The 11776-nt window shown below is 70.1% G+C and carries 10 protein-coding genes and 2 pseudogenes; 3 read left to right on the top strand and 9 right to left on the bottom strand.

The genetic code is table 11. The features are described 5' to 3' along the window. Positions 1 to 23: 23 nt before the first annotated feature. Positions 24 to 389 carry a DUF952 domain-containing protein gene (locus tag H3H54_RS07520; RefSeq protein WP_262426123.1) on the top strand — a complete coding sequence of 122 codons (366 nt, stop codon included), beginning with the start codon at positions 24 to 26 and terminating at the stop codon, positions 387 to 389. An 88-nt stretch (positions 390 to 477) separates the two neighbouring features. Continuing rightward, entirely contained in the window at positions 478 to 1113 is a 636-nt protein-coding gene (locus H3H54_RS07515; protein WP_262426122.1) for an L-threonylcarbamoyladenylate synthase, read from the top strand. A 30-nt stretch (positions 1114 to 1143) separates the two neighbouring features. Here the strand turns inward: H3H54_RS07515 and H3H54_RS07510 are convergent, their stop codons facing one another. The 9 genes and pseudogenes from H3H54_RS07510 to gcvT all read right to left on the bottom strand — a co-directional run bounded on the left by H3H54_RS07510 (position 1144) and on the right by gcvT (position 10963). Beyond that, positions 1144 to 2421 carry an MFS transporter gene (locus H3H54_RS07510; RefSeq protein ID WP_395963580.1) on the bottom strand — a complete coding sequence of 426 codons (1278 nt, stop codon included), beginning with the start codon at positions 2419 to 2421 and terminating at the stop codon, positions 1144 to 1146. 167 nt (positions 2422 to 2588) lie between these two features. Then, positions 2589 to 2828, bottom strand: a complete 240-nt coding sequence (locus tag H3H54_RS07505) for a hypothetical protein (protein ID WP_262426121.1) — start codon at positions 2826 to 2828, stop codon at positions 2589 to 2591. Between the two features lie 65 nt (positions 2829 to 2893). Then, a complete protein-coding gene (locus H3H54_RS07500) occupies positions 2894 to 3637 on the bottom strand; it encodes a gamma-glutamyl-gamma-aminobutyrate hydrolase family protein (RefSeq protein WP_262426120.1) in 744 nt (247 codons plus the stop codon). Between the two features lie 139 nt (positions 3638 to 3776). Next, a complete protein-coding gene (locus H3H54_RS18825) occupies positions 3777 to 4229 on the bottom strand; it encodes a glycosyltransferase (RefSeq protein WP_316249160.1) in 453 nt (150 codons plus the stop codon). After that, positions 4217 to 4921 carry a glycosyltransferase gene (locus H3H54_RS18820; protein WP_316249159.1) on the bottom strand — a complete coding sequence of 235 codons (705 nt, stop codon included), beginning with the start codon at positions 4919 to 4921 and terminating at the stop codon, positions 4217 to 4219. The genes H3H54_RS18825 and H3H54_RS18820 overlap by 13 nt, the downstream gene beginning before the upstream one ends. Positions 4922 to 5047: 126 nt before the next feature. Further along, a complete protein-coding gene (locus H3H54_RS07490) occupies positions 5048 to 6259 on the bottom strand; it encodes a cobalamin-independent methionine synthase II family protein (protein ID WP_262426119.1) in 1212 nt (403 codons plus the stop codon). 93 nt (positions 6260 to 6352) lie between these two features. Continuing rightward, positions 6353 to 9298 (bottom strand): annotated as a pseudogene (gene gcvP / locus H3H54_RS07485) (aminomethyl-transferring glycine dehydrogenase). 112 nt (positions 9299 to 9410) lie between these two features. After that, positions 9411 to 9782, bottom strand: coding sequence for a glycine cleavage system protein GcvH (gcvH, locus tag H3H54_RS07480; RefSeq protein WP_262426118.1), 372 nt, complete (start codon positions 9780 to 9782; stop codon positions 9411 to 9413). A 48-nt stretch (positions 9783 to 9830) separates the two neighbouring features. After that, positions 9831 to 10963, bottom strand: a pseudogene (gene gcvT / locus H3H54_RS07475) (glycine cleavage system aminomethyltransferase GcvT). A gap of 222 nt (positions 10964 to 11185) precedes the next feature. On the opposite strand from gcvT, the gene H3H54_RS07470 reads away from it, so the two are divergent. Beyond that, positions 11186 to 11752 carry a GNAT family N-acetyltransferase gene (locus H3H54_RS07470; protein ID WP_262426117.1) on the top strand — a complete coding sequence of 189 codons (567 nt, stop codon included), beginning with the start codon at positions 11186 to 11188 and terminating at the stop codon, positions 11750 to 11752. Positions 11753 to 11776: the final 24 nt, after the last annotated feature.

Raw genomic sequence — 11776 nt, 5'->3', positions numbered from 1 at the left:
CCGGTCACGGTACACTGCTGCTCATGCCCGCGCCCCTGATCTGGCACATCACCGAACTGCCCGTCTGGGAGGCGGCCGTTCGGTCGGGCTCCTACACCCGCGCGACCCGGGGCCGCGATCTGGCCGAGGAGGGTTTCCTCCACGCATCCTGGCCGGAGCAGGTCTCGAAGGTCGCCAAGCGGGTCTACCCGGACCGTCCCTCGGATCTGGTGATCCTTGAGATCGACGTGGGCCGTGTGGAGGCCGCTGGCATCGCCGTGGACATCGAGGCCGATGTGGATGGCAAGGGCCGTGGATACCCGCACATCAAGGGACCGCTGCCCGTCAGCGCCGTGCTGCGGCTGCGCCGCACCAAGTGGATCGGCCGGGAGTTCGTGGTCGTCGCCTGAACACCGCATCCCGTGCGGGCGGGCGGCGGGGCTGGCCGGCGACATGGCGGGCCTGGTCCGGCTCGCGGTCCGCGGCGTACCATCAGGCATGGCCAGGTCACGTCACTCCGCGAAGTATCTCGACATCCATCCCGAGAACCCGCAGCCCCGGCTCATCGAGCAGGCGGTCTCGGTGCTGAAGGACGGCGGCCTGATCGCCTACCCCACCGATTCCTGCTATGCGCTGGGCTGCACTCTGGGCAATGCCGAGGCGCTCGAGCGGATTCGTCGCATCCGCCAGGTCGGCAAGGACCACCACTTCACGCTGGTGTGCGCCGACTTCGCACAGCTGGGGCAGTTCGTGCTGGTCTCGAACCCCGTCTTCCGGCTGGTCAAGAACGCCACCCCCGGCCCCTACACCTTCATCCTGCCGGCCACGCGGGAGGTGCCGCGGAAGCTGTCCCATCCCAAGAAGCTCACAGTGGGGGTGCGGATCCCGGGCCACCGGGTGGCCCACTCTCTGGTGGAGGCGCTGGGCGAGCCGATCGCCTCCTCCAGCCTCCTGCTTCCCGGGCAGGAGGATCCTCCCTCGGAGGCCTGGGTGGTCCAGGACCTGCTGGGCGAGCAGGTCGAGGCGATTATCGATTCCGGCGAGGTCGGGATCGAGCCGACCACGGTGGTCGACCTCTCCGGCGGCGACCTGGTGATCGCTCGCGAGGGTGCCGGGGACAGCAGCCGGTTCTGAGCTGCGCTCGAGCTCAGTCGGTGCTTCTCCTCAGCTGCCCGCCTTCGCGCTGCGCGTGCTGAGCACGCCGGAGAAGACCAGGATCCCCACGGCGTACATGGGGACCATCCACAGCGCGTATCGCAGCGTGAGTGCGTCCGCGAGCGCACCGATCACGGGCGGGGTGATGAAGAAGCCGAGCCGGGCGAACCAGCCCACCACGGTGATCCCCACGCCGTGGGGCACGCCGGGCAGGTCATCGGCGGCCCGGTAGGCGGCGGGGAACAGGGTGGCCACGCCCCAGCCGGCGGCGGCGAAGCCGAACAGCGCCGTGGCGGGGCTGGGAAACAGCAGGGCGATGCTCATGCCCGTCGCCGCGACCACGCCGCCGAGTCGTGCGGTCGCGCGGTCCCCCAGCCGGTCCACCACAGCGTCGCCGGTGAAGCGACCGATGGTCTGTGCGCCCTGCAGGGCTACGAAAGCCATGCCTGCCAGGAACGGGGTCGCTGCGAAGGTGTCCTTCATGAACAGAGCGCCCCAGGTGCTCCCGGCGTCCTCCGTGGATCCCGCGAACACCAGGACCATGCCGAGCGCGGTCACCAGTCCGAGCGCGCGCAGGCTCATCCCGGCGAGACGGAATCCGGTCGGTGCGGCGGTGGGGACCTCCGCGGCGGAGGAGGCGGCCCCGACAGCTCCGACCGGTGCGCGTTCGGTGCTGTCGTGGCCGGGCAGCATGAAGCGCAGCGAGCCGGCGGCGAGGGCCCCGAACAGGAACAGGCCCACGATGCCCTGGATCCACAGCGGCAGTCCCAGCTGAGCGCAGGCCGCGCCGAGCAGACCACCCACCACCGCCCCGAGGGACCACCAGCCGTGGTAGCTGTTCATGATCGAGCGGCGGTAGCGGCGCTCGACCCGCATCCCGTGAGAGTTCATCGAGATGTCGGTGATCGCGTCGGCCGCCATCGCGAGCAGCAATGAGCATGTCAACCAGAGCCAGGAGCCGGAGATGTAGATGGCCAGGTGCGAGGTGGACGCGATGACCTGGAACAGGACGCTGACCCTCGCGGAGCCGAAGCGGGACATCAGCCGCGCTGCGAACAGCCCGGCCAGCAGGCCGCCGAGGGGCCCGATGCCGACGGCGAGCCCGAAGGCGGTGTTGCTCAGTCCGATCGATTCGACCAGCTCGGGGTACCGCGGCAGGATCGCGCAGAACGAGGCGCCGTTGAGGAAGAAGACCAGAGAGACGGCCCAGCGGGCGCGGCGCACCGACAGCGGCACGGTGGGGCGGAGGGAATCGTCTGTCGACGAAGCGTGAGCGTTCACGGTCATCCATTCTGCATGACGGCGAGCCCCGCTGCGTCATCCGGGGTGACGCCTGCGTCGGGGTGCACTGCCCAGTGCGGGGTCTCCGCCGGGGCGGCTGGCTGAAGGTGCCGGGAACAGAGTCGTGCCCGGTCGCCGTGAGGCGCCGGGCACGAGGAAGCTCTGGGGCGGGTTCAGCTGAGGAAGCGCGGCACCAGGTCGAAGGTGCCCAGCAGCGCGAGCATCGACATCCCGAGGCCGATCATGAACGGGACCGCCGCGAACAGGGACATCATGTAGAGCCCGCCGATGAAGAGACCGAACAGCACGATGAACAGCACCACCGAGACCACGGTGTTGTTGCCCTGCGAGGTCACGTTCTCGCCCTGGCGCGTCTGCGCGTCAGTCGCCTCCGCGACATGCTGGTTGCTCATGCTGCCTCTTCCTCTGCATCACCGTTCGCTGCGTCCGGCACGGGGCACGGACGACCGACCCCATCCTAGACCAGGGAGGGCGTGGTGGTGGCCGTGTCCCGGTGGCGGATCGCCGTGAGCAGGCTCTCGAACACACCGGCCCCGCCCGCGCCGTCGATCTCGGGGTGCCACTGCACGCCAAGCACGCTCGATCCGGAGGCCGCCTCGACGGCGAGCGTGAGGCCGCTGGCATGGCGTGCGACGGTCCGCAGCTCTCCGCGGACGGCCCGGATGCCCTGGTGGTGGTAGGCGGTGACCTCGGCGCGGGTGCCGAGGGCGAGGGCGAGGTCGCTGGCCGCATCGATATGGGCCTCGACCCGGGTGGGGCGCTGCCCGGTCGCGGGGTGCGCCGGCAGGTCCTCGGGCAGGTGGCGGTGGAGCTCACCGCCCTCGGCGATGACGATGACCTGCAGGCCGCGGCAGATGCCGAGCACGGGCACGTCGTTGCGGCGGGCCGCGTGATAGAGCGCGGTCTCGAAGGCGTCCCGCTCGGGATCGGGGGTCATGTCGGTGGGCAGTGCGCTCTCTCCCCAGGCCGCCGGGTCGAGGTCCGTGCCGCCGGTGAGGACGAGGCCGTCCAGCTCGGCGATCTCCTCGTCGGTCCATTCATCCTGCGGGGCGATGATCACGGGTCGGGCACCGGCCGAGCGCAGGGCGCGCACGTAGTGCTCGTTGACCGCTACGGCGTCATGGCCCGCCCAGGCGCCGGACATCATGGTGCGGGTCCCCGCGGTCACGCCGATGAGCGGGCGACGAGTGCGCTGCGCCATGATGTTGTCCTTTCCGCAGAGGAGCGATGTTCCGGGCCGTCGGTCGACGACTGGACCCAGTTCACCCTGCCCGCCCCTAGGCGGGCGAGCTATGTGGCGGAATGTGACAACGGAGTGTGACGGCACGCCCCACCGCTGGTCAGCGGGCGGCGCCGACCCGCTGGTTCTGCTCGATGGCCTGCAGGTAGTAGCCCCGCAGCTGTTCGGCGAGCACGGGCCAGGTGCGCTTGCGCACGGACTCCACCGCGGCGCGCCCGAAGGCCCTGCGCTTGGCATCGTCGAACAGCAGGTCGCTCGCGCAGTCCCGCATCTCGTCGAGCATGCCCGGGGTGTAGAGCCACCCGGTGCGGCTCGGGGAGACCAGATCGACCGGGCCTCCGCGGCGGGGAGCGATCACGGGCAGGCCGGCGGCCATCGCCTCCTGGAGCGTCTGGCCGAAGGTCTCGAGCTCTCCGGGGTGGATGAAGAGGTCGGCGCTGGCGAGGTGAGCGGCGAGATCGGTGCCCGCTCGGAATCCTGCGAACCGGGCTCGCGGCATCGCACGTCGCAGCGCCTCCCGCTCAGGGCCGTCACCGACGATCAGCAGCCGCACCCCGGCATGTCGTGGATGACTTTCAGGTCCTCCACCTGCTTCTCGGGGGCGAGCCGGCCCATGTAGATCACGAGCTTCTCCTCCGGCCGCACGTACTGCGCGCGCAGCTCCTCGCTGCGCAGGGAGGGGTTGAACAGCGAGGTGTCCACCCCGCGCCGCCAGAGGTCGACCCGTTCGATACCGTGCTCGCGCAGCTCGTCCCGAGTGGCGAGCGAGGGTGCGAGGTTCACGGTGGCGCGGTTGTGGACGTCCCGCAGCAGCTGCCAGGAGGCGCTCTCGAGGAAAGGCATCCCGTAGCGGGCGGTGTATCCGGGGATGTCTGTCTGGTAGACCGCGACCGTGGGCACTCCGGCCTTCTGCGCAGCGACCACGGCGCGGCCGCCCAGGATCATCGGGGAGGCGAGGTGGATGACGTCGGGCTGGAACTCATCGATGCGGCGACGCAGCGTTGTCGCGCTGGTGGTGGCGATGCGCACGTCGGAGTATCCGGGCATCGGCGCGGAGGCGACCCGGCGGACCCGGACCCGCCGCCCGCAGCTGGTGCGCAGGTGCTTCTCGGCGCCCGGCCACTGGGGAGCGATGATCCCGAGATCATCGCCGGCGGCGGAGAAATGATCGACGACGCGGAGCACCGAGTTGGTGACTCCGTTCATGTGCGGCAGGAATGACTCGGAGACGAAGAGGATCCTCACACCGGTGATGCTCCTGTGCGGACCCGTCATCGCTGTCACGGGCATGTGACGGGCCGCCGACGAGAAGGTGAACTCTTCGCGTCGCGGGGGCCGCCGACGGTGCGCGGCGGCCCCTAGCAACGGGGGTCAGAGGCGGCGGGAGGCGATCTGGGCGCCCTGCACCAGCGATTCGAGCTTCGCCCAGGCGATCTGCGGGTGGATGCGGCCGCCCAGCCCGCAGTCCGTCGAGCCGATCACGCGCTCCGGGCCGACGATCTTCGCGAAGCGCTCCAGGCGCTGGGCGACCAGCTCGGGGTGCTCGACGACGTTGGTGGCGTGGGAGACGATGCCGGGGACGATGACCTTGTCCTCCGGCAGCTCGAGGTCCTGCCACACCGTCCATTCGTGCTCGTGACGCACGTTGGCGGCTTCGAAGCTGTAGTACTTCGCGTCGATCTCCAGCAGCAGCGGGGCGATGTGCCGGAACTCGATGTCCGTGGTGTGCGGGCCGTGCCAGGAGCCCCAGCACAGATGGAAGCGGGTCTGCTCGGTGGGGACGTTCACGAGGGCGCGGTTGACGGCGTCGACCCGCTTGCGGGTGAAGGCGATGTAGTCCTCGACGCTGGGCTCGGGGTTGATCTGATCCCAGTTCTCCGCGATCGACGGGTCATCGATCTGCACGATCAGGCCGGCGGCGGCGATCGCCTCGTACTCCGGGCGCATCACCTCGACCCAGGCGTCGAGGAAGGCGTCCTCGTCACCGTAGTGGTCGTCGTTGATGCGGCTGCCGGATCCCGGGGACAGGGCGGCGAGGTACCCGCCCTCGTAGCCGGAGCTCCTCAGGGCCGCACGGAAGTTGGTGATGTCCTGCTGGCCGAGCTCACGGCCCGTGTCCGAGTAGGCGATCGGGCCGGTCGCCGCGGGGAAGGTCGGCTGGGAGCCGACCGTGATCCCGGAGGTGGGGTCCTGGTACGCCTCGGCGAAGAGAGTCCAGTCCCGACGATCGGGGAAGGTCGTCAGGCGCACATCGCCGGGGCTCGAGCGCACCGGCTCGGAGGAGAAGTGGTCGCTGCCGGTCAGCTCCAGCCCGCTGACGCGGTCGAAGATGTAGGCCCACCAGGAGCCGTAGTTCACGGCCGAGCCCATCAGGTGCCCGTACTCCCCGTCGTTCGGGATCGAGATGCCGATCTCGCGCTGCTTGGCCACCACGTCGACGACGGCGCTGCGCAGCACCTCCCGGAACTCAGCGGTGGGTTCGGGGGTCAGCCCGTCAGCTCCGACGGGGCGCGCGGAGTTCGCCTCGATCAGGGCGGGGCTGCGAGGGAGGGAGCCAGCGTGGGTGGTGAGGATCTCGGTCATGACCGAGAGCGTACGAGCAATGACGCCCCGGTCGGAAACCGGGGCGTCATCGGTGTTCACACGGGTCGGGCTCGCGCGGGGCGAGCGGTTCCCTCAGTCGCGCGGCCAGGTGGGCACGAGGTTGCGGTCCCCGTAGGCCTGGTCGATGCGCCGTACCGGCGGCCAGTACTTGGACTGGATCCGCATCTGTGCGCTGTCGTGCACCGAATCGTCCTCGAGCGCGGTCCAGCTGCCCGGATACACTGCGATCTCCCGCGAGTACGGGTGGGTCCACTCGGCCGCGGCGATCGATGCCGCGGTGTGGGGGCGCCCACCAGGGGTTGTCATCGACCGGCCAGGTGCCGGAGACGACCTCCTCGGCCTCCTTGGCGATCATCAGCATCGCGTCGACGAAGCGGTCGATCTCGGCCAGGTCCTCGGACTCCGTGGGCTCGATCATGAAGGTCCCCGCCACCGGGAACGACATGGTCGGGGCGTGGAAGCCGTAGTCGATGAGCCGCTTGGCGACATCGTCGACCGTGATCCCGGTACGGGCGGTGAAGGGACGCAGGTCCACGATGCATTCATGGGCGACCAGGCCGTTCTCGCCGGTGTAGAGGATCTCGTAGGCCTCGGACAGCCGGCGCGCCATGTAGTTCGCCGCGAGCACTGCGGCGCCGGTGGCGTGGCGCAGCCCGTCCGGGCCCATCAGGCGGATGTAGGTCCAGGTGATCGGGAGGATCGACGGGGAGCCGTAGGGCGCCTGGGAGACCGGGGCGCCGCCGTGGGGGCGGTTCCCCTCCCCCACCACCGGGTGCTCCTCCTGCTGGATCGCGGGGTGGCCGGGCAGGAAGGGCGCCAGGTGCGCCTTGGCCGCGACCGGGCCGACCCCGGGGCCGCCGCCGCCGTGCGGGATGCAGAAGGTCTTGTGCAGGTTCAGGTGGGAGACGTCGCCGCCGAACTCGCCGGGGCGGGCCACCTGCAGCAGGGCGTTGAGGTTCGCGCCGTCGACGTAGACCTGGCCGCCGGCATCGTGGACCAGCTCGCAGACGGTCCGCACCTCCTCCTCGTACACCCCGTGGGTGGAGGGGTAGGTGATCATGATGGCCGCGAGCTCGTCGCCGTGGTCCTTGATCTTCTGCTTCAGATCGTCGAGGTCGATGTTGCCGCGGGCGTCCGAGGCGACCACCACCACCCGCAGTCCGGCGATCACGGCCGAGGCGGCGTTGGTGCCGTGCGCCGAGCTCGGCACCAGGCAGACCTCCCGGCCGCTCTCTCCGCGGGAGGCGTGGTAGGCGCGGATCGCGAGCAGGCCCGCGAGCTCGCCCTGGGAGCCGGCGTTGGGCTGGAGGGAGACGGTGTCGTAGCCGGTGAGGTCCGCGAGCCAGGTCTCCAGCTGGGCGATCATCTCGAGGTAGCCCTCGACGTCCTCGCGGGGGCGAAGGGGTGGAGGGCGTTGAAGCCCGCCCAGGTGATCCCGGCCATCTCGGTGGCGGAGTTGAGCTTCATGGTGCACGAGCCCAGCGGGATCATGCCGCGGTCCAGTGCGAAGTCGCGGTCCGCGAGGCGGCGGAGGTACCGCATCATCGCGGTCTCGGAGCGGAAGGAGGAGAAGACCGGATGCTGGAGGAACGGGTCCTCGCGCACCAGTCCGTCCCAGCCGCTGCCGGAGTCCGCGTCCTGCAGCTCCTGCCCGGGGTTCGGGGCGTGGGGGGCGAAGGCTGCGGAGATCGCCTCGAGATCAGCCGGGGTGATGGTCTCGTCGAGGGAGAGGTGGACGATGTCATCCCCTCCGGTATGCACCAGATATCCGGCGTCGCGCAGGGAGGCGGAGAGATCGGCGGCGACGCCGGTGGCCCGCACCTCGAGGGTGTCGAAGAAGCTCTCTCGCACCAGTTCGAAGCCGCTGCGGCGCAGCAGGTCGGCGAGCGCCGCGGTGCGGTCGGCGACGGTGCGGCCGATCCGGGTCAGGCCCTCGGGGCCGTGGTAGACGGCATACATAGCTGCCATCACTGCCAGCAGCACCTGCGCGGTGGTGATCGCGCTGGTGGCCTTCTCACGGCGGATGTGCTGCTCACGGGTCTGCAGGGAGAGGCGGTATGCCGGGTTCCCTTCGGCGTCCACGGAGACGCCCACCAGGCGTCCCGGCAGCTGCCGCTCGAGACCCTTCCGGACGGCCACGAATCCGGCGTGGGGGCCGCCGAAGCCGAGCGGGATGCCGAAGCGCTGGGAGGTGCCGACGGTGACATCCGCCCCGAGGGTTCCCGGGGAGGCGAGCATGGTCAGCGCCAGCAGGTCGGCGGAGACGATCGCGACCGCCTTGGTGGACTTCACCTCGGAGATCACGTCCCGCGGGTCCCACACCCGCCCGGAGGCCCCGGGGTATTGGATGAGCGCGCCGAAGTATTCTCCCTCCGGGGCGCCCTCGGTCGCGAAATCGACCTCGCGCAGTTCGATCCCGAGCCCGTCGGCACGGCCCTTCAGCACAGCCTTGGTGGCCGGCAGGGTGTCGGCGTCCACCAGGAAGACGTTTCCGTTGCGCTTGGCGGTGCGGCGGGCGAGCATCAGCGCCTCGGCCGCGGAGGTCGCCTCGTCGAGGGTGGAGGCGTTCGAGACGTCCATCCCGGTGAGATCGCAGATCATCGTCTGGAAGGTCAGCAGCGCTTCGAGACGGCCCTGGGAGATCTCGGGCTGATACGGGGTGTAGGCGGTGTACCAGGCCGGGTTCTCGAGCACGTTGCGCTGGATCACGGCAGGTGTGTGTGTGCCGTGGTAGCCCAGTCCGATCAGGGAGCGGCGCACGGTGTTGCGATCGGCGAGGGCGCGCAGCTCGGCGAGCGCGGCGGGCTCGGTGATGCCCTCGGGCACGATGGAGGCGGCGCTGCCGGCACCGCCCTGTCCTTCGGTGTCCAGCAGGATCGTGTGCGGCACCGCGGCGGTCAGCATCTCGTCCAGGGACTCGTATCCCAGGACCTCGAGCATGTGGCGCTGCGTATCGGGATCGGTGCCGACGTGGCGGCGGACGAAGGAGTCGTGAGCATGCTCAGGCGATGCGGTCATGAAGGAGTGCCCCTGGATGTTGCGTGCGGATCTGGGTGGAGGAGGCCGTCCGCGCGACGGTGCGCGGCACCGGCGGGAGGCGGCCACCCCACGGTGACCGCCTCCTCGCCCGTCAGGACTCGGTGAACGCCTTGTAGTCCTCGGCGCTCAGGAGATCATCGGGCAGCTGCTCGAAGCGTGCCTTGAGCAGCCAGCCCTCCTCGAAGGGCGAGGAGTTCACCAGTTCCGGGGTGTCGACCACGGCGTCGTTGATCTCGAGGACGGTGCCGCTTAGCGGCGAGAACAGATCCGACACCGACTTGGTGGACTCGATCTCGCCCATCTCGGTGCCGGCGGTGATCTCGTCGTCGACCTCGGGCAGATCGACGTACACCACGTCGCCGAGCTGCTCGGCGGCGTAATCGGTCACGCCGATGACGGCGACGCCGTCGGACTCGACGCGGACCCACTCGTGGTCCTTGCTGTAGAGGAGTTCTGCAGACATGAGGATGGTCCTTCCTGGGGTGCGGGAATACTCGGGGAACTCTAGGGGTCAGCCGCGGCGGTAGAACGGCATCCGGGCGACACGGACCGGGAGGTCCTTGCCGCGCACGTCGATCACCAGCTCGGTGCCGACCTCTGCGGCGGACGGCGCGACGTACGCCATCGCGATCGGGTGGCCGAGGGTCGGGGACAGCGCACCGGAGGTGACGGTGCCGATCTCCTGGCCCTGGGCGTCACGCACCGCGGCACCGGCGCGACCGGCACGGCGCCCCTCGGCGACCAGGCCGATCAGCACGGGCAGGTCGTCCACCTCGACGTTCTCGACACCGGCGCGGCCCACGAAGTCACCCTTGGATTTCAGGGCCACCACGCGTGCCATGCCCGACTGGGCGGGGTGCAGGTCGCGACCGAGCTCGTTGCCGTACAGGGGCATGCCGGCCTCGAGCCGCAGCGTGTCGCGGCAGGCGAGGCCGCAGGGGGTGAGCCGGTCCCCGCCGGCAGCGGCGAGCTGCTCCCACAGCGCGGTGGCGAGCTCATCGGGGAGGTACAGCTCGAAGCCGTCCTCCCCGGTGTAGCCGGTGCGCGCGATCAGCAGATCCTGCCCGCGGTAGCTGCACTCGGCGAAGCGGTAGTTCTTCATCGAGGTGAGGTCCTCGGCGGTGAGGCCCTCCACCCCGCTGCCGTCGGTCAGCAGCGCATCGAGCAGGATCTGTTCGCTCGCGGGCCCCTGGACGGCGATCAGCGAGATGCGGTCCGAGGCGTCATCCACCTCGACATCGAAGCCCTGGGCACGGGCGGTGAGCTCCGCTGCGTCGACCTCCGCGTTCGAGGCGTTGGCGACCACCAGGAAGTGGTCCTCTGCCAGGCGGTAGGTGATCACATCGTCGATCACGCCGCCGCCCTCGGTGAGCAGCAGCGAGTACTTCGCTCGGCCCACCGACATCGCCGAGAGCTTCCCGGCGAGCGCATGATCGAGCGCCTCGGCGGCCTGGGGGCCGCGCAGGTGGATCTCCCCATGTGGCTGAGGTCGAAGATGCCGGCGCTCTCGCGCACGGCACGATGCTCGGCGAGATCGGAGTCGTACCGGACCGGCATCTGCCAGCCCGCGAAATCTGTGAAGGTCGCGCCCAGTGAACGGTGGACCGCCTCCAGGGCAGTGCTGCGCAGGTCCTGATCGACCATGGTGCTCCTTACTCATCCCGGAACGGGCGTCATTCCCGTCCCTGCCCTCGCACGGGACGGGCCGCCCGCCGACCTGTGCGCCACACCGATGTGACGCAGGTTCACCATACCGCTCCGCCGCCCTCGTCGTCCGCTGTGCACGTGCACTGCCCGACCTGTTCCTGCGTGGACCGGACCGCCGGCGGGCCGGGCTCCGGAACCTAGTACCGTGGGGGCGTGACAATGGAAGGCACGACCGAGTGGCCGGTACGGATCCACAGCCCGCGGCTGGTGATCCGGCCGCCGGGCGACGGCGACCGCGAATCCATGATCCGCCTGATGACCGACCCGGTCACCCGTGAATATCTCGGCGGCGCGGTGGACTATGCCTCCCGCCAGGCGCTCGAGCTGTCGCCGCTGGGCCTGACCTGGGGGCGCTGGGCGCTCGCCCTGGCAGAGGAAGACATCCTGATCGGTTCGATCACCCTGAGCTACGACCGCGGAGAGCTTGAGCTCTCCTATGCGCTGCTGCCGGAATGGACCGGCCAGGGCTACGCGGCAGAGTCCTGCATCGCACTGCTGGACTGGGCTCGTGAGGCGCTCGAGGACGAGCACGTGATCGCCATCAGCCAGACCCGGAACAAGCGCAGCGTGGCATTGCTGCGCAAGCTCGGCTTCACCGTGCGCAAGGGGCTGGAGGAGTTCGGCGCGCAGCAGCTCCTGCTGGAACGCTCGCTGCAGGAGCCGCTGCCCGCGCTCGAGCAGCCTCTGCAGACCGCGGCCGATCCGCCGCCGCCCACCCGGCGCTGAGCCCGGGCCCGCTCCGCGGCGGGC

Origin of the sequence: Brachybacterium sp. Z12, assembly GCF_014400405.1 — a bacterium.
GTDB lineage: Bacteria > Actinomycetota > Actinomycetes > Actinomycetales > Dermabacteraceae > Brachybacterium.
The sequence above is the reverse complement of the archived record's forward strand: the minus strand, read 5'-3'. Positions and strand labels throughout refer to the sequence as shown.